At 69.2% G+C, this 26,157-nt stretch carries 13 protein-coding genes; 7 read left to right on the forward strand and 6 right to left on the reverse strand.

The window, feature by feature from the left end; genetic code table 11:
- Positions 1-52 precede the first annotated feature (52 nt).
- The gene (locus U8D42_RS05380; RefSeq protein WP_322858978.1) at positions 53-3,052 is read right to left on the reverse strand and encodes an RND family transporter; all 3,000 of its coding nucleotides are present in this window, start codon (positions 3,050-3,052) and stop codon (positions 53-55) included.
- Positions 3,053-3,118: 66 nt separating this feature from the next.
- Positions 3,119-4,540, reverse strand: a complete 1,422-nt coding sequence (locus tag U8D42_RS05385; RefSeq protein ID WP_085240347.1) for a condensation domain-containing protein — start codon at positions 4,538-4,540, stop codon at positions 3,119-3,121.
- A gap of 335 nt (positions 4,541-4,875) precedes the next feature.
- Between U8D42_RS05385 and U8D42_RS05390 the strand changes: the two genes are divergently transcribed.
- Positions 4,876-15,861, forward strand: a complete 10,986-nt coding sequence (locus tag U8D42_RS05390) for a type I polyketide synthase (protein ID WP_322858977.1) — start codon at positions 4,876-4,878, stop codon at positions 15,859-15,861.
- Between the two features lie 3 nt (positions 15,862-15,864).
- Here the strand turns inward: U8D42_RS05390 and U8D42_RS05395 are convergent, their stop codons facing one another.
- The 3 genes from U8D42_RS05395 to U8D42_RS05405 are packed head-to-tail and all read right to left on the reverse strand — an operon-like array spanning position 15,865 to position 18,574.
- Positions 15,865-16,296 (reverse strand): PPOX class F420-dependent oxidoreductase, encoded by a 432-nt coding sequence (locus tag U8D42_RS05395; protein ID WP_322858976.1) that lies wholly within the window; start codon positions 16,294-16,296, stop codon positions 15,865-15,867.
- 3 nt (positions 16,297-16,299) lie between these two features.
- A complete protein-coding gene (locus U8D42_RS05400) occupies positions 16,300-17,406 on the reverse strand; it encodes an acyl-CoA dehydrogenase family protein (protein WP_085240267.1) in 1,107 nt (368 codons plus the stop codon).
- A gap of 7 nt (positions 17,407-17,413) precedes the next feature.
- Positions 17,414-18,574 carry an acyl-CoA dehydrogenase family protein gene (locus U8D42_RS05405; RefSeq protein ID WP_322858975.1) on the reverse strand — a complete coding sequence of 387 codons (1,161 nt, stop codon included), beginning with the start codon at positions 18,572-18,574 and terminating at the stop codon, positions 17,414-17,416.
- Between the two features lie 193 nt (positions 18,575-18,767).
- Between U8D42_RS05405 and U8D42_RS05410 the strand changes: the two genes are divergently transcribed.
- Genes U8D42_RS05410 through holA form a run of 3 tightly spaced genes read left to right on the forward strand, consistent with a single transcriptional unit; the run spans position 18,768 to position 22,218 of the window.
- Positions 18,768-19,613, forward strand: coding sequence for a ComEA family DNA-binding protein (locus tag U8D42_RS05410; RefSeq protein WP_322858974.1), 846 nt, complete (start codon positions 18,768-18,770; stop codon positions 19,611-19,613).
- A gap of 5 nt (positions 19,614-19,618) precedes the next feature.
- Positions 19,619-21,214, forward strand: a complete 1,596-nt coding sequence (locus U8D42_RS05415) for a ComEC/Rec2 family competence protein (RefSeq protein WP_322858973.1) — start codon at positions 19,619-19,621, stop codon at positions 21,212-21,214.
- A 44-nt stretch (positions 21,215-21,258) separates the two neighbouring features.
- Complete coding sequence (gene holA, locus U8D42_RS05420; protein WP_322859466.1) at positions 21,259-22,218, forward strand: DNA polymerase III subunit delta; 960 nt, start codon at positions 21,259-21,261, stop codon at positions 22,216-22,218.
- 13 nt (positions 22,219-22,231) lie between these two features.
- Here the strand turns inward: holA and rpsT are convergent, their stop codons facing one another.
- The gene (gene rpsT, locus U8D42_RS05425; RefSeq protein WP_067918734.1) at positions 22,232-22,492 is read right to left on the reverse strand and encodes a 30S ribosomal protein S20; all 261 of its coding nucleotides are present in this window, start codon (positions 22,490-22,492) and stop codon (positions 22,232-22,234) included.
- A gap of 147 nt (positions 22,493-22,639) precedes the next feature.
- On the opposite strand from rpsT, the gene U8D42_RS05430 reads away from it, so the two are divergent.
- Genes U8D42_RS05430 through U8D42_RS05440 form a run of 3 tightly spaced genes read left to right on the forward strand, consistent with a single transcriptional unit; the run spans position 22,640 to position 26,129 of the window.
- On the forward strand, positions 22,640-24,313 hold the full coding sequence (locus U8D42_RS05430; protein ID WP_322858972.1) for a circularly permuted type 2 ATP-grasp protein: 1,674 nt from the start codon (positions 22,640-22,642) through the stop codon (positions 24,311-24,313).
- Positions 24,313-25,290 (forward strand): alpha-E domain-containing protein, encoded by a 978-nt coding sequence (locus tag U8D42_RS05435; protein ID WP_322858971.1) that lies wholly within the window; start codon positions 24,313-24,315, stop codon positions 25,288-25,290. The genes U8D42_RS05430 and U8D42_RS05435 overlap by 1 nt, the downstream gene beginning before the upstream one ends.
- On the forward strand, positions 25,290-26,129 hold the full coding sequence (locus U8D42_RS05440; protein ID WP_085240274.1) for a transglutaminase family protein: 840 nt from the start codon (positions 25,290-25,292) through the stop codon (positions 26,127-26,129). Before U8D42_RS05435 ends, U8D42_RS05440 begins: the two co-directional genes overlap by 1 nt.
- Positions 26,130-26,157 lie beyond the last annotated feature (28 nt).

Here is a 26,157-nt window from a genome sequence, read left to right on the forward strand (position 1 = left end):
CCTGCTCGATTCCGCCTCGTAGTGTCGCATACCCCGCCGGCCGGGCGGGCGTCTACGGCGCATTCCGGGCCGCCGATCCCGCGGGCGGCCGCCGCGATCCCACTCGTGAGGGCCACCAGCTCGCCCGCCCGACCAGCGTAGCCAGGGCGGGCACCGTTATGGTGCGCACCACGAAGGTGTCGAGCAGGATGCCGATCCCGATCACCACACCGCCCTGGACCACGGTGCTGATGCTGGAGAACACGAGACCCCACATGGAAGCCGCGAAGATCAAGCCCGCCGCGGTGATCACCCCTCCGGTCGAACCCAGCGTGCGGATGATGCCGTAACGCATGCTGTGCGGGGACTCGTCACGCATTCGCGAGATCAGCAGCATGTTGTAGTCAGCCCCGACCGCGACCAAGACCACGAACGCCAAGGGCGGCACGCTCCAATGCAATTGCTGGCCGAGGACGAATTGGAACGTCAGCACACCGATGCCGACCGCTGACAAGTACGAGATGACGACGGACGCCACCAGATACAGCGGTGCGACGACCGCTCGCAGCAGCGCGATCAAGGTCAACAGCACGACGATGAGGGTGACCGCGATGATGAATCTGATGTCGTGCTCGTAGTAGTCGCGCGTGTCACGCAGGGTGACGGGATAGCCCGCCATCGATATCGAGGCGTCCGCCAATACGGTATTCGGTTGGGCTGCCCGGGCGGTGTCGGCGATCGCATTTACCTGGTCCATCGCCTCGGCGCTGAACGGGTTCAGTTTGGTTTGAACCAGATAACGCACCGAATGGCCGTCCGGCGAGACGAACGCCTTCGCCGCCTTCTTGAACTCCTCCATGTGCAGGAGCTGCGCCGGGACGTTGAACCCCGCCATCGACGGCTCGGCGGCGTCGCGTTTCAGCGTCAGGAGAAACGCCGACGCCTCACCGAGCCCGGCGCCCATCTGTTTGATCTGGTCGACCAGTTGGTCTACTCCGTCGGCGACCTGCCGGCTTCCACCCGCGAACTCCGCGGCGCCCTGCTGGAGATGGTTCAGGTCCGCCTGTAGGCCACCCGGTTGGTCCAACCCCATGGCATGCAGCGCCTTGACGAAGCCGGCCAGCGCAGCACGCAGATGATCGACCGATGCGTTGAGGCTCTGCCGGTCTTGGAACGCCTGCAGTTGTGCGGCCAGGTCGTTGATCTGGTCGAGGCTTCCGTCACCGCGCGCGTTGACCACGCGCTCGAATTGGACCCGGGTGGCGCTGCAGGAGGGGTCGGCATCGCAGACCTGATTGCCTTCCAGTGCGGTCAGCACCGGGGCCACCCAGGCGAACAGATCCTTGACCGCCGCGAAGTTCACGCCGATGGTATGGCCGAGCGAGTTGATGCTGTTGACCAGTTTGGCCGCCACGACGACTTCTTTGACCAGCTTGTCGCCGCCGTATTGGCTCCTGATCGAGGTGAAGGCATCCGTCAGGCCCCGCATCCCGGCCACCATCTGGTTGACTTGCCCGCGCACCTCGCCGAGGTTGTCGGCCAGCGTGTTCGCCCCGGCGGCCAAGCGGTTCAGATCGTCGGTGTGGTCGCCGATCAGCGCGGAACCGGCGCCCAGGCGAGCGCCGATCGCGCCCGCCTGATACGTCGCTCGGAATTGTTCCGGCACGGCTCCGGCGGGGCGGGTCACGCCGCTGACCTGAGCGATGTTCGGCAGTTGGCTGACCCGGCTGGCCATCTGCTCCAGATCCGCCAGGGCCCGCGGTGTGCGCAGGTCGTGCGGTGACTGGACGAGGATGTATTCGGGGATGGACTGGTTGACCGGGAAGTGGCGATCCAGCGCGGCATACCCGAGCGAGCTCGGGGCCGAGGCCCGCAGCGCCTTGCGGTCGTCGTAGTTGTAGCGCACCAAGCCCGCGCAGCTGGCGAGCATGATCAACACCAGCACGCTGGCGACCAGATGACGTCTCGGCCGGCGCACGATGCGTATCCCGGACCGCCGCCAAAACCGGGCGGTCAGTTCGCGCGACGGTTTGACCCATCCGCGTGGCCCGGCCAGCACCAGTACGGCGGGCAGCAACGTCATTGCCGCGAGGAACGCGACACCGATGCCGATGGCCGAGGACACCCCCACCGTGGAGAACACGCCCATCCGGGCAAAACTCATGCCGAGGAAGGTGATCCCCACCGTGGCCGCGGACGCGGCGATCACTTTTCCGATCGAGAGCAACGCCCGCCGTACCGCTTCGTCGTTGTCGGCGCCGAGCCGCAGATAGTCGTGATACCGGCTGATCAGAAAGACCGCATAATCGGTTCCCGCGCCGGCGACCATTGCGCTCAAGAAGACGATGGACTGGTTCGACACGCCCAACCCGCTGGCCCGCGAGATGCCGGCCACGACGGCCTGCGCGATTACCATCGACGTCCCGATCGCGATCAGCGGCAGCAGCATGGTGAGCGGGTTGCGGTAAACGACGAGCAGGACGATGAGCACCAGCGCGGCGATTGCAAGTTCGATCGGAACGCGGTCCCGCTCGCCGGCGACGGTGAGGTCGCTGACGGTGGCCGCGGGTCCGGCGAGGTTCGCCGTCAGCGGAGTTCCGGCGACGCTGCGGTGGACGACGTCGGCGACCCGGGTGTAGGCGGCGTAGGCCTTCGGGGTGCCCAATTCGCCGGCGATGCCGACCGGCAGCACCCAGGACTTGTGGTCTTTGCTGGTCAAACCCGCGCGCAGCGCCGGCGTGCTGAGGAAATCCTGCAACATCAGCACGTCGCGGGTGTCGTCGTGCAGGGCGGTCACCACTTTGCGGTAGGCGGCCTCGTCGGCCGGCCCGAGCCCCTTCTCATCCGTGAGGACCACCAGCAGCAGGTCCTCGGCGCCCGATTCGTGAAACGCCTCGGTCATCTTCCGGGCGGCGACGCTCGACGGCGCGCCGCTGGGCAGTATCGCGAGCGGATGCTTCTGCGCCATCTCGTTCAGGGTCGGCAACGTCAGCGGCAGGGCGACCGCGACCACGGCCCAGAGCCCGATCACCACCCCGGGCCACCGCATCACAAAATTGGCTAGCCGTCGCACATCGAACTCCCGGCCGGCCGGAGATGGCTCATCCAGAGGAAAACAGCAGCCATCGCCTACTCCTTGCTATGCAACGCGCCCCCAGTGCCCGGTATCGGCGACCCGCATGCACACGGACTTCATCGCTGCGACATACCGGGAAACCGATTTCTGGGCAACCGCGTTCGCGGGGTACATGACCGCCATCGCGGTGCCCTCTTCGTACCGGAAGATATAGATCGTGAGTTGGTAGGAATACCTTCCGTCGGAATAGATTCCGATGTTGTTTGCGTAGCCCATTTCGGCTGCCGCCAGCACGGCGTTCATGGGGGCGGCGTCGCTGTGCAAGAAATTCGTCACGGGGAAGTTCGGACGGGGCCTGCTCAGCCACGGCGCCAATTCCAGCACGCGGTAATACGGCACCTTGGCCATGTCCAGGCTTGAATCAAAAGATGTCTGCGCCGCCCACGCGGCTTCGCTGAAGGACACCGCTGCAATCGGGATGGTGATCGGAACCAGCCCGGTGAACCAGCCCTGGGTCATGAAGTTGTCCGACGTCCTGCGGGTATCTCTGGGAGTGAGCCCGTAATACGTTGCCGCGCCGGTGAATTCGTGTTCCACCTGGGCGAGGCAGGCGAACAGCCCGCCGACGAAGCGAGCGCCCGCCGCCGAGCTGGCCGATTCGAACCTCGCGGTCTGCGCCGCGTCCATCAACGTGTCCGTGATCATGTCACTCTTGGTGGGCTCCAGTGGATTGCCCAATGGCAACGGGAACTCCGGCAGGCTGCCATTGTTGTTCTCCGCGAATTCGATCCACGCGCGTACCGGAGGCGAATCCACGGTCAAAGCCGACGTGTGCTGGCGCTCTTGGAGACAGAAATCGTCAAAGCTTCCGGCGGCGGGCAGGGCGAGGGGCCCGGCGCCGCTTGTCAACGCCGAATACCTGGCATGGGACTCCACCATCGTGATGCCGATCAGCGCGGCGTCGCCGTGGACGTGATCGATACTCGCGTAGAAGGTGAAGTGGTCGTCGTTTTGAACGATCCCGAAGCTGAAGCACTCCCAATGAAACGGGTCGGGTGTGGCGACTACATGATTGTGCAAGTCCTCGATGGCCAATTCGCCGTGGACCGTCGGCGTGAATTCGATATCGTCGGGATCATCGATGGTATGCCGGAGAATCTCTCCGGTTTCGGTGTATTCGAACCAACTGCGGTACGTGTCGTGGCGACGCAGGTACGCGTTGAGCGCCTCGTTCATGGCGGAGATGTCGCACTGGCCGGAAATTTGGCACGTCGCGATGATCTGCCGTGAATAGTCGAGGCCCGAGGTCGTTTGCCGGTGATAGCCCTGAAGATGTTGCCCCTGCATGTAGCTGACCGGGACGGGACTGACCGGCGCTTGCCGGGCCTTCTCCCGGGCGGCGGGCGTCGGGTGCCAGGAGACGACCACGCCTGGGCTCAGCGTCCACTCAGCGATTGAGCCGATCGTAATCTTCCCGATGCGCAAGATCTTCTCCTCGGTCTGCCGGGCGGCGGTTCCGGGCCCCGCTGGTGGCCAGATCAACATAACTTCTTCGGCGACTTCCGACCCCGACATGCCGGGCCACAGCTGTTCCCCGACGGGTGCGGGGGTGGTTAGGGTAAGACCGGCCCGACGTGGGGACGCGGTCCGGCATCCGGCGAACACTACTCGCCGCTGGGGGATCATTCTGCTGCGCCTAGGGTCGACATGTGGTGCAGTGAGCGGGGTCAAAAGCTGGGTCCGTAAAAAGTCACGGGCCTATCGCCGGAGGCTGGTCCCCGGGGGATCGCCTTCGTCGTCCGAGGTGAGAGGACAGATGCATGGCAACCGCCGAGGCTCGGACGGAGCGAGCATCCGGGTTCGCAATAGTCGGCTACGCAGTGCGTGTTCCGGGTGCCGCCGACGCTTCCGAATTCTGGGACGTGTTGCGGCAAGGGCGCGATGCGGTGTCGGAGGTGCCCCCAGACCGGTGGAATGTCGACGAATTCTTCGACCCAGACCCTGATGCGGCCGGGAAGATCGTCAGCCGCCGGGCGGGCTTCGTCGACGACGTAGTGGGCTTCGACGCGCCGTTCTTCGGGGTGTCGGCGCGTGAGGTCATGTTGATGGACCCGCAGCACCGGCTGTTGCTGGAGACGGCATGGCAGGCGGTCGAGCACTCCGGTACGGCGCCAACGGCTTTGGCGAACAGCAAGACCGGGGTGTTCGTCGGCCTGTCCACCCACGACTACCTGGCGATGGTCTCGGACGAGTTGAAGTACGACGCGATCGACGCGTACATGGCGATCGGGACGGCGGGCGCCGCGGCAGCGGGCCGGATCAGCTACCGGCTGGGGCTGCAGGGCCCGGCCGTCACCGTCGACACGGCCTGCAGCTCGTCGTTGGTGGCGGTCCATCAGGCGTGCCAGGCGCTGCGGCTGGGGGAGTGCGACCTCGCGCTGGCCGGCGGTGCCAACGTCCTGCTCAGCCCGGCGACCATGATGACCTTCTCGCGGGCGCACATGCTCGCGCCGGACGGGCGCTGCAAGACGTTCGACGCCTCCGCGGATGGCTACGTGCGCGGCGAGGGTTGCGGCGTCATCGTCGTCAAGCGGCTCGACGATGCGATCCGCGACGGTGACCGCATTCGCGCGGTGATCCGGGGCAGCGCGGTCAACCAGGACGGCGCGTCGGGCGGTTTGACGGTCCCCAACGGTGTCGCGCAGCAGCGGGTCGTCGCCGAAGCGCTGGAGCGCGCCGGGGTCTCTGCCCGCGACGTCGGATACCTGGAAGCGCACGGCACCGGGACGTCGCTGGGCGACCCGATCGAGGTCCAGGCCGCGGCGGCCGTACTCGGTGAGGGTCGCGACGCGGACCGGCCGCTGTTGATCGGGTCGGTGAAGACGAATATCGGGCATCTGGAAGCGGCGGCCGGAATCGCCGGGATCATCAAGGTGGTGCTGTCGCTCGAGCACCAGCTCTTGCCGAAACACCTCAACTTCTCCACCCCGTCGCCCCACATTCCGTGGGACCGGCTTCCGGTGCGCGTCGTGGACGAGGCGACCCGCTGGGAACGCAACGGGCGGGCCCGCGTCGCGGGTGTCAGTTCGTTCGGGTTCTCCGGGACCAACGCGCACGTCATCCTCGAGGAAGCACCCGCGGAAATCGGTCGGCACGCGGCGCCGGGTCCCGTCGAGCAGCCCGAGGACCGGCGGTTCAGCGTCCTGCCGCTTTCGGCGCGCACCCCGGCGGCCCTGGCGCAGCTCGCCGATCGCTACCGCGGTTGGTTGACCGCGCACCCGGAGACCGACCTGTCCGAGCTGTGCTTCACCGCCGGCGTGGGCCGGGCCCACTTCGAGCATCGGGCCGCGCTGGTGGTCAATTCGACGGAATCGGCCGCCGAGTTGCTCGGCGCCCTCGCCGACGACCGTCCCGCACCGGGTTTGCTGCGGGGGGAATGCGACGACAGGCCGAAGACGGCGTGGCTGTTCCCGGGTCAAGGCAGCCAGTTCGCCGGCATGGCCCGGGAGCTGTTCGAAACCGAGCCGGTGTTCGCCGAGACGATGACCCGGTGCGCCGCGGTGGTCGATGCCGTGCTCGAAAAGCCCATGCTGGACGTCATTTTCGATGTCGACAACCCCGACACCCTGCGGCAGACCAGCTACGCCCAGCCCGCCCTGTTCGCCGTCGAGATGGGGTTGGCCAGGCTCTGGCAGTCGTGGGGCCTCGAGCCCGACGTGGTGCTGGGCCACAGCGTGGGCCAGTACGCCGCCGCCTGTGTCGCCGGTGTGCTCAGCCTCGAGGATGGCGCGCTCCTGCTCGCCGAACGCGGCCGCCTTTTCGGCAATCTGCCCGCGGGCGGGCGGATGGTCGCGATCTTCGCCGCGGCGGAGCGCGTGGAAAGCTGTACCGACGAGTTCCCGCGGCTGTCGGTGGCCGCCTACAACGGTGCCAACACCGTGCTCGCGGGCCCCGCCGAGGATCTGGACCGGGTGGTGGGCGGCTTGACCGCCGACGGCGTTCGCTGCGACTGGCTGGACACCAGCCACGCATTCCATTCGGCGCTGCTGGACCCGGCACTCGATGAATTCGAGTCGTACGCAAGCCGGTTCGGTTTCAGCTCGCCACAACGGACCCTGGTGTGCAACCGCACCGGCGCCGCCCTGGGGCGCAGCGCAGAGCTGGACGCTTCCTACTGGCGCCGCCACGCGCGCCAGCCGATCGAGTTCGCCAAGAGCGTGGCCACGTTGGCCGATCTCAACTGCGCGGTGCTCCTCGAGGTCGGCGCCCAACCCGTGCTCACCGCCGCCGCTCTGCGGGCGTGGCCCGATCCGGCGACCGCGCCGCGGGCGATCGCGTCGCTGCGTCGAAACGGCGCCGACCACCGCCAGATCATCGAAGCCCTTGGCAGCGCATACGTCTGCGGCCACCTGCCCGCCTTCGCTGCTCTGCAACAGGGACCGACGCGCAAGCTCGACCTGCCCACCTATCCGTTCCAGCACCGCCACTACTGGTTTCGCGACAAGGACGTCGCGTCCACCCCTGCCGTCGCCGAAGCCGCCGTCGCGCGCAGCGAAGCGGTCCGGCTTCTCGAGGACGGCCGGATCGAGGAACTCGCCACCCTCCTCGACGGGCCGAACGCCGACCGGCGGACCACCGACGTGCTGGCCCGGCTTGCGGCGCAACACAACCAGGAACGTGGGAACCAGTCCATCGCGGACGCTCGTTACGAGATCCGCTGGGAGAAAAGCGCGGCCGCGCGCGCGGACGCCGGCGCGGGATCTGACTGGCTGCTGATCGCCGATGACACCCAGGCGGTCGCGCCGTTGGTCGACGCGCTGACCGCCCAGGGGCAGCCGTTCCGGATCGCCGGGCTGCCGGTGTCCGACGCCGACGAGGAATGGCTCGAAGCGGAGCTGCGCGCCGCGGCGGCGGGCGAATCGACGCTGCGTATCCTGCACTGCGCGGCCCTCGAAGGGGACGCGGCGCCATCGATGCGCTCGCTGCTGCGGATGCAACACCGCGTCCTGAGCGGAACGCGCCGGCTCTTCCGCGCCGCGGCCGCCGCCGAGCTACGCGCCCCCATCTGGCTGATAACCCGAGGCGCGCAACGCGTCACCGACGCCGACGGCGTGTCGCCGGCGCAATCCTGTCTATGGGGATTCGGGCGTGCCGCATCCCTGGAGCACCCGCAGCTGTGGGGCGGGCTGGCGGACCTGTCCGAAGGCAGCGCCGACGAGTGGGGCCTGCTGATCGGTCAGGTTGCGGCGGGCCCGCGGGGCGAAGACCAGATCGCGTTGCGGGACCACGGTGTCTATGTTCCGCGGCTGGCCCGAAGCGCGGGGCGGCCGATCGCGCCGCCACTCGTATTGCGCGGCGACGCAACCTATCTGGTGACCGGCGGCCTGGGCGGCGTCGGCTTGGAGATCGCCGGGTATCTGGCCGACCACGGTGCGCGCCACCTGGTGCTGACCAGCCGACGGGCGCCCAGTGCTGCGGCGCAGCAGCGCGTCGATGCCATCCGGGAAGGGTCGGATTGTGAAATCCGGGTCATCGCGGCCGATGTCGCCAATCCGCACGACGTCGCCCGACTGCTGGCCACGGTTGAGGCCCAACTGCCGCCGCTGGCGGGCATCGTCCACGCCGCGGGCGAGATCGGCACCACGCCGCTGCGGGCCTTGGATGACGCCGAAGTGGACCGGGTGTTCGCGGGAAAGGTCTGGGGCGCCTGGAATTTGAGCGAGGCGATCGCGGAGCTGCCACTGGACTTCTTCCTGAGCACCTCCTCGATCGCCTCGGTGTGGGGCAGCTTCGGCCAGACCGCCTACGGCGCGGCCAACGCCTTCCTGGACGGATTGTCCTGGCGGCTGCGTGAGCAGGGCGTGGCGGGGGTCAGCGTCAACTTCGGTCCATGGTCGGCGGGGATGGCCGACGAGGAGGCCCGGGCGCGCCTGGAGCAGCGCGGGGTCCGCACGCTGCCACCCGCCGACGCGCTGGCCGGAATGGCCGAACTCGTCGCGACTTCCGCGACCCACGGTGTGGTCGCCCGGATCGACTGGGCCCGCTTCCTGCCGCTCTATCAGCAGGCGGGCCGGCGGGCATTCCTGGACGAGCTGGGCCGAGAGCTGCCCGAGTCGGCGCCGGTGCCGACACCGTCGGGGAACACCCGACTGGTCGAACAGCTCACCCAGGCGCCGGTGCAGCAGCGCAAGAAGCTGCTGGTCGACTACCTGCGCGACGTCGTCGCCGAGGTGACGCGGATCGACGCGGCGGAGATCCGCGAGGAGGCCGGATTCTTCGACCTCGGCATGGATTCGCTGATGGCCGTCGAGTTGCGGCGCCGAGTCGAGCATGCGGTGGGCAGGGAACTGCCGGCCACCCTCGCAATGGACTACCCGCGCGTGGGCGACGTGGCGCTGTACCTGCTGAACGACGTTCTCGGTCTCAACTCACAGGCGGGCGCCAAGGCGGATGCCCGGCCGGTGCCGGTGCCGACCGGGCCCGCCGACGAGCCGATCGCCATCGTCGCGGTGGCCTGCCGCTTTCCGGCCTCGCCCGATCCCGAAACTTATTGGGACGTGCTGTCCGGCGGTGTGGACGCGATCCGGGAGATCCCGGATGACCGCTTCGAGATCGACGAGTACTACGACCCGGATCCGGCGACGCCGGGCAAGATCTACAGCCGCAGCGGCGGATTCCTGGACGGGATCGACGGATTCGACCCCGAGTTCTTCGGGATCTCCCCACGGGAGGCCGTGTGGATAGATCCGCAGCAGCGGCTGATGCTCGAGATCGCGTGGGAGGGCCTGGAACGCGCCGGATATTCCCCGGCCGCGTTGCGGGGCAGCCGAAGCGGCATCTTCGTGGGCGTGGCCGCCAACGAGTATTCGCACCTGTTGTCGCGAGACTCGGTGGAAAGCATCGAAGCGCACTTCATCACCGGCAATGCGCTGAATGCCATCGCGGGTCGGGTCGCGTTCGCGCTGGGGCTGGAAGGGCCGGCGGTGGCGGTCGACACCGCGTGCAGCTCGTCGCTGGTCGCCGTCCATCAGGCCTGCCAGGCGCTGCACTCCGGCGACTGCGATCTGGCGCTGGCGGGCGGGGTGAACGTGCTGCTGAGCCCGGCGTCCATCGTCGCCGCCTCGCGCGCGCGGATGCTGTCGCCCGACGGACGGTGCAAGACCTTCGACGCCGCCGCCGACGGCTATGTGCGCAGTGAAGGATGCGGGATTCTGGTGCTCAAGCGGCTGAGCGATGCGCAGCGCAGCGGCGACCGCATCTGCGCGGTCATCCGGGGTAGCGCCGTCAATCAGGACGGCGCCTCCAGCGGGCTGACCGTGCCCAATGGTGGTGCGCAGCAACGGCTTATCTCCGCGGCACTGGCCCGAGCCGGGGTAACCGGGGGAGAAGTCGACTACCTGGAGGCGCACGGCACCGGCACCTCACTCGGTGACCCGATCGAGGTGCAGGCCGCCGCGGCCGTCTACGGCGAAGACCGGGATCCGCACCGGCCCCTGCTGATCGGCTCGGCGAAGACCAATCTCGGCCACCTCGAGTCGGCCGCGGGAGTCGCGGGTTTGATCAAGGTCGTGCTGTCTTTGCAGCACGAGGTGCTGCCGCAGAACCTGCACTTCAAGAACCCATCGCCGCATATTCCGTGGGATTCCCTGCCGGTGCGGGTCGTCGACCGGGCGACGCCCTGGCAGGCCAACGGCCGGCCGCGCCGGGCCGGGGTGAGCTCGTTCGGGTTCACCGGAACGAACGCCCATGTGCTGATCGAGGAGGCGCCGCCGGAATCGGTGGCCGGCGACTCGGCGGACGGCCTTGCGCTGACACCGGCGTCGGACGCCGCGGACGAACGCATCAACGTGTTGCCCTTGTCGGCGCGCTCACCGCAGGCTCTGGTCGCGCTGGCGCAGCGATACGGGTCCTGGCTCGACTCGCACCCCGACGTCGACATCGCCGACGTCTGCTTCACGGCCGGGGTCGGCCGTTCGCACTTCGAGCACCGCGCCGCGCTGGTCGTGGATTCGGCGCAGGGTGCCCGCGAGATGCTGGCCGAATTGGCCGAGAACCGGCTGCGGCCGGGGGCGGTCCGCGGCGAGTGCGCCGACCCGCCGAAGACGGCGTGGTTGTTCACCGGGCAGGGCAGCCAGTATCCGGGGATGGCCCGCGAGTTGTTCGACTCCGAGCCGGTGTTCGCCGAGACGGTGACGCGGTGCGCGGAAGCGGTCGACGGCATGCTGCCGCGCCCGCTGCTGGAGGTGCTGTTCGACGCCGACAGGAACATCGGCGCCGGGGCCGCAGAAACGTTGCAGCACACGTCGTTTGCTCAACCGGCGCTCTTCGCCATCGAGATGGGCCTGGCCCGGTTGTGGCAGTCATGGGGCATCGAGCCCGACGTCGTCCTGGGCCACAGCGTCGGCCAGTACGCGGCGGCGTGCGTGGCCGAAGTGTTCAGCCTCGAGGACGGGGCACGGTTGATGGCCGAACGCGGCCGGCTGTTCGGCAGCCTGCCCGAGGGTGGCCGGATGGTGGCGGTGTTCGCCGACCCCGAGAACGTGGAGGACGCCGCCAAGCAGTTCTCCCGGGTTTCGGTCGCCGCCTATAACGGCCGCAACACGGTCTTGTCGGGCCCGGGCGCCGATCTGGAACGCATCGTCGCGGCCTTCAGCGATGACGGGATCCGCTGCACCTGGCTGGACACCAGCCACGCCTTCCACTCCGAGCTGCTGGAGCCCGTGCTCGACGAATTCGAGTCGTACGCGGCCAAGCTGGCGTTCGCCACCCCGACCCGGCCGCTGGTCTGCAACCGCACCGGCGCGGTGCTCACCGCGGAAACCCCGCTGGACGCGCAATATTGGCGGCGGCATTCCCGCCAGCCGGTGCAGTTCACCGAAAGCGTGCGCACGGTGGCCGCGCTGGGCTGCTCGGTGCTGATGGAGATCGGCCCGCAACCGATCTTGACCGCGGCCGCGGTGCCGGCCTGGCCGGAACACGCGGCGGCGCCCCGCGCCATCGCCTCCCTGCGCAAGGGCACCGGCGCGCGGCGTCAGATCGCCGAAGCGCTGGCGGCGGCCTACGCCGCAGGGCACCGGCCCGAGTTCGCCACGGTGTACCGGCGACCCGGCCGCAGGCTCGATCTGCCCACCTACCCGTTCCAGCGCCGCCACTTCTGGCCCAAGACGTCCGGTGTCGCAAGCGCCGACGGCCGGGGTGCCGCCGCGTCCGGAATCCTGGGCAGCGAAAAGGATCTGGCCTCCGGCGATATCGTCTACACCAGCCGGCTGTCCGTCAAATCGCAGCCGTGGCTGTCCCATCACGTCATCTACGGCACCGTTGTCGTTCCGGGGGCGACCTACGCGGCGATGGCCCTTGCCGCGGTCGGGACGCCGGCTCAGGTGCAGAACGTGTTCTTCTACGAACCGATCATCCTGCCGGACAAGAGTTCTCGCGAGGTGCAGCTGACCCTGCATCCGGCCGAGGACCGGGGTGGCTGGACCTTCCAGGTGCACAGCCGCCCATACGGCGTCCGCGACGCGCAATGGTCGTTGAACGCCGACGGCACCGTCATCACCGGAAGCGCCGACGCAAAAGACGAGCCGGCGGATTCCGTTGACGCCGCGGTCGAACGGTTGAACCGCACCCGTCCCCAGCAGCTGTTCGACACGTTCGCCGACATGGAGCTGGCCTGGGGCCCCACCTGGTCCACCTCCCTGAAATCACTGTGGGTGGGCGAAGGCGAGGCGGTCGGCGACGTCGTCGTCGGTGAAGAACTCGCCGAGCAGTTGGGCAACGAGCCGGTCCACCCGGTACTGCTCGACCTGTGCACCGGCGTCGCGTTCCCGGCCTTTCCGGCGCTTCTCGCGGCGACCGAGCAGGGAGCAATCCCCGACCTGTTTTTGCCGCTGCGCTACGGGCAGGTGATGATCCGTGAGCGGATGCCACGGCGGTTCTACTGCCGGGCCAAGTGGCGCGCCGGCGGTATGGAGAGCGAAACACAGGTCTTCGACCTCGATTTCGTGGATCGCGACGGCCACCACCTGGGGGGCATACGCGAGTTCACCGTCAAACGCGCGCCCCGGGAAGCGTTGCTGCGTGGGCTCGGGGGCGACGTTGGCCGGCTGCTGTACACCCTCGGCTGGCATGAGGTGCCGGCACCGGCCTCGAGCGCCGATACCGGGCAAGGCGAGAACACCCACGGCACTTGGTTGGTTGCCGGCTTCGACGCGCTCGCAGCCGAGGTGCCCGGTTGCGTCCCGTCCAGCGGGGCCATGGGGCCGCGGGACTGGCGACAGTTGTTCGCCCACGCGCGGGAGAGCGGCGCACCGATCACCGGCATCGTCTGGCGCGGCACCCGTCGACCGGGCGAGGAGGAGTCGAGCGACGAGTTCGCCGCCCGGCTCGAGACAGACATCGGCAACCTGCTGGGCGCCGTGCACACCATGCTGGCCGAAGAATCGCTGAAACTGCCAGGCGGACTGTGGATCATCACCGAACGGGCGGTGGCGACCGAATCCGGCGAGCGGGTCGACCCGGTGCAGGCGGCGCTGTGGGGGCTGGGACGAACCATCATCGCCGAGCAGCCGACGCTGCGCTGCAGGCTGACCGACCACGACGGGTCCGAAGAGGCCGTGCACTCGCTGGCCAGGCTGCTCGGCGCGGCCGACACGTCTGTCTTAGAGCCCGAACTCGCGCTGCGCCAAGGGAAGTTCCTGGCCTCCAGGCTACTGCCCTGGGCGCGCAGCGGTCAGCTCTCCGTACCGCGCACCGGCGACTACGTGCTGGCGCCGACCGAACGCGGCGCGATCGACAACCTGCGTCTCGCCGAGACCGAAGTCCCGCCGCCGGATGCCGGCCAGGTGCAGATCCGGGTGGAGGCCGCCGGTCTCAACTTCCGGGATGTGCTCAACGTGCTGGGCCTCTACCCGGGCGATCCGGGCCTGATCGGCGGCGACTTCTCCGGCATCGTCACCGAAATCGGAGCCGGCGTGACCGGATTCGAGATCGGCGAGCGCGTCTTCGGCTTCATGCAGGGAGCGTTTGCCAGCCAGATCAACGTGCCCGCCCAACTGCTGGCGCCGGTACCGCACGAGCTGGGTGCGGTGGCGGCGGCCACCATTCCGGCTGCCGCGCTCACGGCGCGGCTCGCGTTCGACTGGGCGCAACTCAAGCCCGGCGACCGCGTGCTCATCCACGCCGCAAGCGGTGGCGTGGGACTCGCCGCCATCCAGATGGCGCAGCAGCAGGGCGCGATCGTCTTCGCCACCGCCAGCACCTACAAACGGGCGACGCTGCGCAAACTGGGCGTGGAGCACGTCTACGATTCGCGCACAACCGATTTCGCCGACCAGATCCTCGCCGACACCGACGGGGCCGGCGTCGACGTGGTGCTCAACAGCCTGACCAACGAGGGCTTTGTGGAAGCGACCGTGCGGGCCACCGCCCGCAATGGCCGTTTCGCCGAGATCGCCAAGCGGGACATCTGGACGCGTGAGCAGATGGCGGCGGCCCGACCCGACATCGCCTACGAGGTCGTCGCGTTGGACGGGACGATCGTGCAAGACCCGGAGCGCATCCGGCGATTGCTGGCCGAGGTCTCCGACGGCCTGGGCGGCGGCGAGTGGGCACCACTGCCCGCCGAGATCTACCCGCTGACCGAGGCGAAGACCGCGTTTCGCCGCATGCAGCAGGCGCGGCACATCGGCAAGATCGTGCTGCAGATGCCGAATCCGCTGCAGCCGCAGGGTGATCGGAGCTACCTGATCACCGGCGGCCTCGGCGCGCTCGGCCTGCACACCGCGTCCTACCTGGCCCAACTCGGTGCCGGTGACATCGTGCTCACCAGCCGCCGCGCGCCCGATGCGGACGCGCAACAGGCGATCGCCACCATCACCGAGCGCTACCGGTGCCGGATCCACACCTTTGCGGCCGACATCGGCGACGAGTCCCAGGTCGAGGAGTTGCTGGAGCGGATCCGCGCGGAGATGCCGCCGCTGGCGGGCGTGGTGCACCTGGCGGGCGTACTCGACGACGCGCTGCTGCCCGAGCAGAGCGTCGAACGCTTCCGGACGACCCTGCTGCCGAAAGCGCTGGGGTCCTGGCACTTGCACCGACTGACCAGAAAAGACGAACTCGACTTCTTCATCGTCTACTCGTCGATCTCCAGCGTGCTCGGTTCACCCGGCCAGTCCAACTACGCGACGGCCAATGCGCTGCTCGACGGGCTGGTGGCCGAGCGCAGGGCGCAAGGCCTGCCCGCCACGAGTGTCAACTTCGGTCCCTGGGCGCAGGGCGGCATGGCCGCCTCGGAGGCGGCGCGCGCCAATCTCGGTGCGCAGGGACTGGTTTCGCTGGAGCCCTCCGCGGCCCTCAACGCCCTCGGTGAGATCGTCGCGCACGGCACGGGCCAGGCGACCGTCATCAAGGCCAACTGGCAGCGCACCGCGAAGATGCTCGGCGGTTCCCGCCCGCCGATTCTCGACCACGTGTTGCCGAGCGACGCCGCGACCGCGACCGGCGACAGCGAGTTGCTCAAGAAGCTGCACGAGGTGCCGGACGCGGAGCGAGTCGGTTTCCTGACCGAGTTCCTGCAGCAGGAAGTGCAGCAGTTCCTGCGGCTCGCGCAACCGCCCGCCGCGACGAGCCGGTTCCTGGACCTGGGTACCGACTCGCTGATGGCGGTCGAACTCCGTAACCGGTTGTACGGTCAGTTCGGGGGCGCGTTCACGATCAGCGCCACAGCGGTTTTCGACTATCCGACGATCAGCGCGCTCGCCGAGTACCTGGCCGGTCAGGTGCCGGAGGTGGTCCCGGCGTCGGACTAGGGGTCAGTCGCTGATATCGAATCCGGCGATGACCTTGGTCGGGCGCAGGCGCACCACCAGTTCGCCGGGGACGGAGTTGCGGCGGCCGAACTCCTCGGCGCGGTCGGCGCCCATGTACCGTGCGCCGGTGCGGGTGGCGATGTCGAGCACCTCGGCCGGGTCCTCGCTCACCGTCGCCACCCCCTGTACCTGAACGAACGAATACGGCGGATGAGGATCGTCGACGCACATCACCACTCGCGGATCGCGATGCAGGGCACGGCCTTTCGACGTGTCACGGCCGGTGTTGAACGCCAGCTCCCCCTCGTCCACGACGAACCACACCGGCGCGACCAGTGGTCGGCCGTCGGCGGCCACGTAACCGAGCATGCCGGTGCGGGTGCCGGCTGACAGGAACTCGACAACCCTTTCCGAGAGCGCGGCGGGCCCGGCCATGCGCTAGAGACGGGCCAGGTCGTAGTCGCCGATGTGGTCGATCAGGTTGTGCAGGTGGTCGCCCGAGGTGCCCAACATGTGCTCGATCGCGGTGAGCCGGGCCGCGTAGTGGGCGACCGGGTATTCCGCCGTCACCCCGATGCCGCCGTGCAGCTGGATCGACTCCTGGGCGATGTGCCGGCCCGAGCGGCCGATCTGCAGCTTGGCCCGCGAGGCGATCACCGGATCGAGGTTGCCGTCCGCGATGGACATCGACGCGTACAAGCTCATGCTGTGCGCCAGTTCGAGCGACACGTACATGTCGGCCGCCCGCTGGGTGAGTGCCTGGAACTTGTTGAGCGTGACGCCGAACTGCTTGCGGGTCTTGAGGTAGTCGGTGGTCAGCCGCAGCGCTTCCTCCATCGCCCCGACCGCCTCGGCGCACAGCGCCGCCTGGATGCGGATGACGGCGTCGCGGATGGTCTGCGACGCGTCCGCCGCTTCGCCCAGGGGCTCGGCGGGCGTGGCGTCCAGGTCGATCTGCGCGCCGCGCTGTCCATCGAAGGTCCGGTAGGGGTGACGCGTGACCGTGTTCGCGTCCACCAGGAACAGGCCCGTCCCGCCGTCCGGCAGGGCGGCGCTGACCACCAGCGTGTCGGCGCAGTCCCCGGCGAGCACCGGGTTCTTGCGCCCGCTCAATGCCCATGAATCGCCTTGCCGCGCGGCCTTGGTGCTCGCGTCCGCGGTCGGTGTGCGGTGCCCCGGTTCCAGGTGGGCGAAGGCCAGCAGCCGTTGGCCGGCCGCGACGTCGTCGAGCTGTTCCTTCTGCGCGTCGGTGCCCAGCTCGGCGATCAGCGCGCCCGGCGCGAGCGCGGCGTGCAGGATCGGTTCCGGGGCCAGCCGGCGGCCCGCCTCGGCGAGCACGACCATGATCTCGATCTGGCCCGCCTCCTCCGGGTCGAAGCCGAGGCCCAGGATCCCGGTGTCGGCGAGCTGGCTCCATACCTCGCGGCTCCAGCCCAGGTCCGAGCCGATGACCTTGTTGCGGCTCTCCGGGTCGTAGCTGCGCGACAGCAGGTCGCGGGTCGTGTCGCGGAGCAGTGTCTGCTCGTCGGTCAACTGAAAGTCCATGGCTGCCTCACAATCCCAGAATGGTGGACGCGATGATGTTGCGCTGCACCTCGTTGCTGCCGCCATAGATCGACGTCTTGCGGTAGTTGAGGTAGTGCGGCGCACTGTGTTGCGCCCAGTCCGGAGACGCGATGTCCTCCCCGTCGGCGGGCAACGCGTCGGGACCGGCCACCTCGACCAGCAGCTCGGTGGCCACCTGCTGCAGTTGGCTGCCGCGGAGTTTGAGCACGGACGATGCCGGATTGGGCTGTCCGTTCGCCGAGTCCGTGACCACCCGCGACTGCGTGAGTTCCAATGCCAGCAACTCGTTTTCGGCCTCGGCAAGCCGGGCCGCGAACAGCGGGTCCTTGAGCAGGCCGACCTCGGCGGCGTGCTTCTTCACCTCGGCCAGGCGCACCTTGGTCCGCCCGACGCCGGCGATGCCGGTCCGTTCGTTGCCCAGCAGGAATTTCGCGTACGTCCAGCCCTTGTTCTCTTCCCCCACAAGCTGATTCGCGGGTACGCGGACGTCTTCGAAAAAGATCTCGTTGACCTCGTGGCCGCCGTCGATCGTCTTGATGGGCCGCAGGGTGATCCCCGGGCTCTTCATGTCGAACAGCAGGAACGAGATGCCGGCCTGACGCTTGGGCGCCTGCGGGTCGGTGCGCACCAGGCAGAAGATCCAGTCCGCGTACTGGCCGAGCGTGGTCCAGGTCTTCTGGCCGTTGACGACGTAGCTGTCGCCGTCCCGGACCGCGGTGGTGCGCAGCGACGCCAGGTCCGAGCCGGCCTCGGGCTCGGAAAACCCCTGGCACCACCAGATGTCGAGGCTCGCGGTCGGCGGCAGGAAGCGTTGTTTGACCTCCTCCGAACCGAATTCGGCGATCACCGGACCCACCATCTTGGTGTTGAAGTTCAGCGGCTCCGGGACGCACGCCAGCTGCATTTCGTCGGCCCAGATCTGGTGTTGGGTGGCCGTCCAGTCCTTGCCGCCCCACTCGACCGGCCAGTTCGGCACCGCCAGGCCGTGCTCGTGCAGGATCTTGTGGCTGGTGACGATGTCCTCATGGTTCACTTCCGCCGAGCCCCGGCGCACCCGCTCGCGCAGCTCTTCCGGGATCTTGGTGGTGTAGATCGTGTGGAGTTCGTCGCGGAACGCGGCTTCCTCCGGTGTGAGCGCCAGTTGCACGGCGGCCTCCTGTCATCTGGGGGTGAACGTGGCCACCAGCGTCGGAGGGGCCCGGTTCTGGCGATGCGTTCTCGGTTCCATATTGACCCATGCCTCACAGCGGTTGTGCACAGCCTCGGTTTAGTCCACAGACGCCGGCCGGGCAGGCGCCGGTCGGGGCCGGGTCGGCGGTCGGCGCGCCTACGGTCGGCGCATGCGAACAGAACTTCCCGCCGAGCGCTTGCAGCGCCGACTCGGCGCCGAACCGGACGCAGAGCCCGACGCCGCGGAGCCGGCGGCAGCCGGGCCGGCGGCCGACGAGGACCAGAATTCGCTGCTGCCGCGATGGCTGCCCGCCGCGTCCCCGGAGCGCGGCTGGCTGGCCACCCTGCGCGCCGACCCGGGGCGCGCCGGGGCGATCGGGCTGGCGATCGTGGCCGCGCTGGCCGTGCTCGTCACGGTGTTCACGCTGCTGAGGGATCGGCCGGCGCCGGTGATGTCGGCCAAACTGCCGCCGGTCGAGAAGGCGTCGACGACGAGCCCCAGATCGTCGGCCAGCCCCGGCGCCGGCCCCGAGCGGCCCGTGGTGGTCAGCGTGGTGGGCCTGGTGCACAGCCCCGGACTGGTGACCCTGGCGCCCGGGGCGCGAGTCGCGGACGCGCTGCAGGCCGCGGGCGGCGCCGTCAGCGGGGCGGACACCATCGGACTGAACATGGCGCGCCCGCTCGGCGACGGGGAGCAGCTCGTCGTCGGGCTCGCCCCCGTCCCCGGGCAGCCGGCGGCGTTGGGCAGCTCGGTGGCGTCGGGCCCCACCGCGACGTCGAAGCCGCCGCGGGCGGGGGCCGGACCGGTGAAGCCGAAGGCGGGCGAGGTGCTCGACCTCAACACCGCCAGCGTGGAGGACTTGGACGGCCTGCCGGGCGTCGGGCCGGTCACGGCCGCCGCGATCGTCGCCTGGCGACAGGCGAACGGCAAGTTCACCAGCGTCGATCAGCTGGCCGACGTCGACGGCATCGGTCCGGCGCGGCTGGAGAAGTTGCGCGCACTGGTCCGTGTCTGACGCCCGTGCACGGTTCAGCCCTCGTCGAACCGGGCGCGCCGCGCGTCGACGCCCGCCTGGTGCCGGCCGCGGTCACCTGCTGGGTGGTGACCGCCGCCGGCATCTGGTGGCCGATCGGGCGGGCGGTGGCCGCCTGCTGCGTCGTGTTGGCCGCCGCCTCCGGCGCGCTGGCGTGGCACGCCGCGCGCAGTGGGCGGGGAGCCACCGGGCGGCTGCGAGCCGTCAGCACCGGCCTGGCCGCGGTCGGGGTCGTGGGCGCGGGTTTCGGGTTCGCGGTCGCACTGCGCGCCGAAGCGGTCGATCGCCACCCGATCACGGCGGCATTCGGGACCGCCGCCCCGGTGACGGTCACCCCCACCGAGAGCCCGGTGGCGTTGAGCCGCGGCCGGCTCATGTTTCGCGCCACGCTGCAGCGGCTGCGCGACGCTCCGCTGTCCGGTCGCGTCGTCGTCTTCGGCCGCGCGTCGGACATGGAATCGGACGCCGACGGACTGATGGTGGGCCGGCCGCTGCGATTCACCGCGCGGGTCGGCCGGCCCACCCGCCGCGACCTCACCGTCGCGGTGCTCAACGCGTCGGGCCGGCCGGCCCTGGGCACCGCCGGCGCCGTGCAGCGGGCCGCCCACACGGTGCGCGGCCGGTTCGCCGCCGCCGTTCGGGGCACGCTGTCGGTCGAGCAGGCGGCGATGCTGCCCGCCCTGGTCCTGGGGGACACCTCGGCGGTCACCCCCGAGACCGACCGCGACTTCCGCGCGGCGGGCATGACGCATCTGATGGCGGTGTCGGGCGCCAACGTGACGATCGTGTGTGCGGCCGTCCTGTTCTCGGCGCGGTTGATCGGCCCGCGACCGGCCGTCGTCCTCGCCGGGCTGACGCTCGTCGCGTTCGTCGTCCTCGTGCAGCCGACGGCGAGCGTGTTGCGCGCGGCCGTGATGGGCGCGATCGCGCTGGCCGGGATGCTGTTCTCGCGGCGGCGCCAAGCCATCCCCGCGGTCAGCGCCACGGTGCTGGGACTGCTGGCGATAGCCCCGCAGCTCGCCGTCGACGTGGGCTTCGCGCTGTCCGTGGCCGCGACGGCCGCGCTGGTCGTCATCGCCCCGGTCTGGTCGCGGCGCCTGGTGAGCCGGGGCTGCCCCAGGCCGCTCGCCGACGCCCTGGCGGTCGCCGCGACCGCGCACGTGGTGACCGCTCCGCTGGTGGCCGGCATCTCCGGGCGCGTCAGCCTGGTGGCGGTGGGCGCCAACCTCGCGGCAGCCCCGGTGATAGCGCCGATCACCGTGCTGGGCAGCGCGGCGGCGGTGTTGAGCGTGCCGTGGCCGGCCGGCGCCCAGCTGCTGATCCGTTTCACCGGCCCCGAACTGTGGTGGGTGGTGCGGGTGGCGCACTGGTCGGCCGGCGCGCCCGCGGCGACGGTGCCCGTCCCCGCCGGGGTGCCCGGAGTGCTGCTGGTCGCGGGCGCGACCGCGCTGATCGTCGTCGTGGTCACCCGGCTGCGCGGGCGCCGCCGGTTCGGCGCCGCGGTCGGCCTGGCCGCAGTGACGGTTGTGCTGTGCGCGCTGGCCTGGTGGTTGTCCGCGGCCCTGGATCCCCGGGCGGCGTAGTCGGTCCGTCGTGACACCATCGTGGGGTGAGCGAGGATTCGCCGTTGCACCTGGTCCTGGGTGACGAGGAGTTGCTGGTCGAGCGGGCGGTGGCCGACGTGTTGCGCGCGGCGCGCCGGCGGGCCGGCCCGCAAAACGAGGCCGACGTTCCGGTCAGCCGAATGCGGGCGGGCGACGTCAGCACCTACGAGCTCGCCGAACTGCTGAGCCCATCGCTGTTCGGCGACGAGCGCATCGTCGTGCTGGAGGCCGCCGGCGAAGCGGGCAAGGAAGCGGCCGCGGTGATCGCCTCCGCCGCCGCGGACGTGCCGTTGGGCACGATGCTGGTGGTCGTGCATTCCGGCGGCGGGCGCGCCAAGGCGCTGGCCACCGAGCTGCAATCACTGGGCGCGGTCGTGCATCCGTGCGCGCGGATCACCAAGGCCAGCGAGCGGGTAGATTTCGTGCGCAAGGAGTTTCGTGCGCTGCGGGTCAAGGTCGACGAGGACACCGTGGCCGCGATGCTGGACGCGGTCGGCTCCGACGTGCGGGAGCTGGCGGCCGCCTGTTCGCAGCTGGTCGCCGACACCGGCGGGGTCGTCGACGTCGCCGCCGTCCGCCGCTACCACAGCGGCAAAGCCGAGGTGAAGGGGTTCGACATCGCCGACAAGGCGGTGGCCGGCGACGTCGCGGGCGCCGCCGAGGCGCTGCGGTGGGCGATGATGCGGGGCGAGCCGCTGGTGGTGCTGGCCGACGCGCTCGCCGAAGCGGTCCACACGATCGGCCGGGTCGGGCCGCTGTCGGGCGATCCCTATCGGCTGGCCTCCCAGCTGGGGATGCCGCCGTGGCGGGTGCAGAAGGCCCAGAAGCAGGCGCGGTATTGGTCGCGCGACAGCGTGGCGGCGGCGATGAAGGTGGTGGCGACGCTCAACGCCAATGTCAAAGGGGCGGTGGCAGACGCCGACTACGCGTTGGAGTCGGCGGTACGGAAGGTGGCCGAGCTGGCCGCCCACCGGGGCCGGTGAGCGCGGGCCGGGCTCAGAGCTTGTTGAGCGCTCGCGCCAGGGCCGACTTCTTGTTGGCCGCCTGATTCTTGTGGATCACGCCCTTGCTGGCGGCCTTGTCCAGCTTGCGGGTGGTCGCCGCCAGCAACTCGGTGGCCTTCTCCTTGTCGCCGGCGTGAGTGGCCTCGCGGAACGCACGAACGGCGGTGCGAAGCGAAGACTTCACCGACTTGTTGCGCAGGCGAGCGCGCTCGTTGGTGCGGTTGCGCTTCTGCTGCGACTTGATGTTGGCCACGCTTCTTAGTTCCTTACTCCGCTTCGACGATTGTTGGGGCGCCGGAAATCACCACAGCGACTGCCCAGGTTATCAGTCGGTTACGTTTTCTCCCAAAACGGGAACCCGTGGCCTGCCATAACGCCAATTTGAGGCAGCATCTGAAAAGTGAGTCTTCCGAGCCAGCTTGAGGAAAACAGGCGGGGGTTGCGTGCTGCGCGCGCCGAGCGCATCTTCGGCGGGTACAACTCGTCGTCGGACGTCTATTCGATGGCCTTCGACGAAATGTTCGACGCGCACGGCGCCGTCCGGGGCCCCTACAAAGGCATCTACGCCGAGCTCGCGCCGTCGGACGCCTCGGAGCTCAAGGCGCGCGCCGAAGCCCTGGGCCGCGCCTTCCTCGACCAGGGCATCACCTTCTCGCTGTCGGGCCAGGAGCGGCCTTTCCCGCTCGACCTGGTCCCGCGGGTGATCTCCGCCGCGGAGTGGAGCCGGTTGGAGCGCGGCATCATCCAGCGCGTCAAGGCGCTCGAGATGTATCTCGACGACATCTACGGCGATCAGGAGATCCTGAACGACGACATCATCCCGCGCCGGCTGATCACGTCGTGCGAGCATTTCCACCGCCAGGCGATGGGCATCGTCCCGCCCAACGGCGTCCGCATCCACGTCGCCGGCATCGACCTGATCCGTGACGAGAAGGGCAACTTTCGCGTCCTCGAGGACAACCTGCGCTCGCCGTCAGGTGTGTCGTACGTCATGGAGAACCGGCGGACCATGGCGCGGGTCTTCCCGAACCTGTTCGCGACGCACCGGGTGCGTGCGGTCGACGACTACGCGTCGCACCTGCTGCGTGCCCTGCGCAATTCCGCGGCCACCAACGAGGCCGACCCGACGGTGGTGGTGCTGACCCCCGGGGTGTACAACTCCGCGTACTTCGAGCACTCGCTGCTCGCCCGCCAGATGGGTGTCGAGCTGGTCGAAGGCCGCGACCTGTTCTGCCGGGACAACCAGGTCTACATGCGCACCACGGACGGCGAGGTGCAGGTCGACGTCATCTACCGGCGTATCGATGACGCCTTTTTGGACCCGCTGCAGTTCCGCGCCGACTCGGTGCTGGGGGTGGCCGGCCTGGTCAACGCCGCACGGGCCGGGAATGTGGTCATCTCCAGCGCGATCGGCAACGGTGTGGGCGACGACAAGCTCGTCTACACCTATGTGCCGACGATGATCGAGTACTACCTGGGGGAGAAGCCGCTGCTGGCCAACGTCGAGACGTATCGGTGCTGGCTCGACGACGAACGCGAAGAGGTGCTGGACCGGATCGACGAATTGGTGCTCAAGCCGGTCGAGGGGTCCGGCGGCTACGGCATCGTGTTCGGGCCCGAAGCATCCGACAAAGAGTTGGCCACCATGGCCAAGAAGATCCACGAGGATCCGCGCAGCTGGATTGCCCAGCCGATGATGGAGCTCTCGACCGTGCCGACGCAGATCGGGAACACCCTGGCGCCGCGGTACGTCGACCTGCGGCCGTTCGCGGTGAACGACGGCGAGGAGGTGTGGGTGCTGCCCGGCGGGCTGACCCGGGTGGCCCTGGTGGAGGGCTCGCGGGTGGTCAACTCCAGTCAGGGCGGTGGCTCGAAGGACACCTGGGTGCTGGCATCGCGCGGGTCGGACAGCGACCGGGAGCTCGGCGCGGCCGAAGTTTTGCGCTCGCTGCCGGAATCCATTCCCGACCCGGCGCTCGACGGTGGGCAACGGTTGTCGCAAACCCAATCGCAGCCCACCGAGTCGCCCCAGGAACAGCAGCTGCAGCAGCAGCAACGCCGGGGGAAGCGCTGATGCTGGCCCGTAACGCCGAGGCGTTGTTCTGGATCGGGCGCTATGTCGAGCGCGCCGACGACACGGCGCGCATTCTCGACGTGGTCCTGCACCAGTTGCTCGAGGATTCCAGCGTCGACCCCGACCAGGCGTCCCGCCTGCTGCTGCGGGTGCTCGGCATCGATCCCCCCGCCCACGACCTCGACGTGTGGTCGTTGACCGACCTGGTGGCCTTCAGCACCAACGCTTCCGGGGGTTCGTCGATCGTCGACGCCGTCACGGCGGCGCGGGAAAACGCCAAGTCGGCCCGGGAGGTGACGTCCAGCGAGATCTGGGAGTGCCTGAACACCACCTACCACGCCCTGCCCGAACGCGAGCGGGCCGCCAAACGCCTTGGGCCGCACGAGTTCCTGTCGTACATCGAGGGCCGGGCGGCCATGTTCGCCGGGCTGGCCGACTCGACGCTGTCCCGCGACGATGGGTATCGCTTCATGGTGCTGGGCCGCGCGATCGAGCGGGTCGACATGACGGTGCGGTTGTTGCTGTCCCGGGTGGGCGACAGCGCGTCGTCACCGGCATGGGTGACGCTGTTGCGCTCCGCGGGCGCGCACGACACCTATCTGCGCACCTACCGCGGCGTACTGGATGCCGGCCGGGTCGTCGAGTTCATGATGCTGGACCGGCTTTTCCCGCGTTCCGTGTTCTATTCGCTGCGGCTGGCCGAACACAACCTCGACGAACTGCTGCATAACCGGCAGAGCCGGGTCGGCGCCACCGGGGAGGCGCAGCGGTTGCTCGGGCAGGCCCGCAGCGAACTGGAGTTCGTGCAGCCCGGGGTGCTGCTGGAGTCCTTGGAGTTCCGCCTGGCCGGGCTGCAGCGAACATGTCGCGAGGTGGGAGAAGCGTTGTCGGTCCAGTACTTTCACGTCACGCCATGGGTGGCGTGGTCGGACGCCGGTGATCGGGCCCGGCTGGTCGGCCGGCCGGGGGACAACTGATGTGGCGGCTGCGGGTGGTGCACACCACCGGTTACGCCTACCAGTCGCCGGTCACCGCCTCCTACAACGAAGCGCGGCTGACCCCGCGGTCGAACTCCAGGCAGAATGTCATCCTCAATCGCGTCGAAACCATCCCCGCGACCCGCTCATACCGCTACGTCGACTATTGGGGTACGGCCGTAACGGCTTTCGATCTGCACGCGCCGCACTCCGACCTCACGGTGACGTCGTCCTCGGTGGTCGAAACCGAGGGACCCGAATCGCCGGTGACCGACGTCGACTGGAGCGACCTGCGTTCGGAGGCGGTGATCGATCGGTTCGACGAATTGCTCCGCCCCACCGCGCACACCCCGGCGAGCAAGAAGGTCGGGTCCGTGGCGAAGAAGATCGCCAAGTCCCACCGGCCCGTCGAGGCCGTGGCCGCCGTGGCCCACTGGGTGCGCGGCGAGCTGGACTATCTCCCGGGAACCACCAGCGTGCGCTCGTCGGGGCTGGACGCGCTGAACGAGGGCAAGGGCGTCTGCCAGGACTTCGTGCACCTGTCGCTGATGGTGTTGCGGGCCATGGGGATTCCCGCGCGCTATGTGTCGGGTTACCTGCATCCCAAGCGCAACGCGGTCATCGGTGACACCGTGGACGGGCGCAGCCACGCCTGGATCCAGGCGTGGACGGGCGGCTGGTGGAGCTATGACGCGACCAACGAAACCGAGATCTCCGAGCAATACGTCAGCGTGGGAGCCGGTCGCGACTACACCGACGTGCCTCCGCTCAAAGGCATCTACTCCGGTCAGGGGGCGACCGATCTCGACGTCGTCGTGGAGGTCACCCGGCTGGCGTAGTTTTAGACCTAGCCATCGCGCGTCGACG

It is taken from the genome of Mycobacterium europaeum (genome assembly GCF_034555895.2).
GTDB lineage: Bacteria > Actinomycetota > Actinomycetes > Mycobacteriales > Mycobacteriaceae > Mycobacterium > Mycobacterium europaeum.

What these genes read in the sequence shown, in the direction of transcription:
- U8D42_RS05400 (WP_085240267.1), bottom strand. Translation starts at nt 17,406, where the DNA reads ATGGACTTTCAGTTGACCGACGAGCAGACACTGCTCCGCGACACGACC.
- U8D42_RS05390 (WP_322858977.1), top strand. Translation starts at nt 4,876, where the DNA reads ATGGCAACCGCCGAGGCTCGGACGGAGCGAGCATCCGGGTTCGCAATA.
- U8D42_RS05440 (WP_085240274.1), top strand. Translation starts at nt 25,290, where the DNA reads ATGTGGCGGCTGCGGGTGGTGCACACCACCGGTTACGCCTACCAGTCG.
- U8D42_RS05395 (WP_322858976.1), bottom strand. Translation starts at nt 16,296, where the DNA reads ATGGCCGGGCCCGCCGCGCTCTCGGAAAGGGTTGTCGAGTTCCTGTCA.
- U8D42_RS05435 (WP_322858971.1), top strand. Translation starts at nt 24,313, where the DNA reads ATGCTGGCCCGTAACGCCGAGGCGTTGTTCTGGATCGGGCGCTATGTC.
- U8D42_RS05410 (WP_322858974.1), top strand. Translation starts at nt 18,768, where the DNA reads ATGCGAACAGAACTTCCCGCCGAGCGCTTGCAGCGCCGACTCGGCGCC.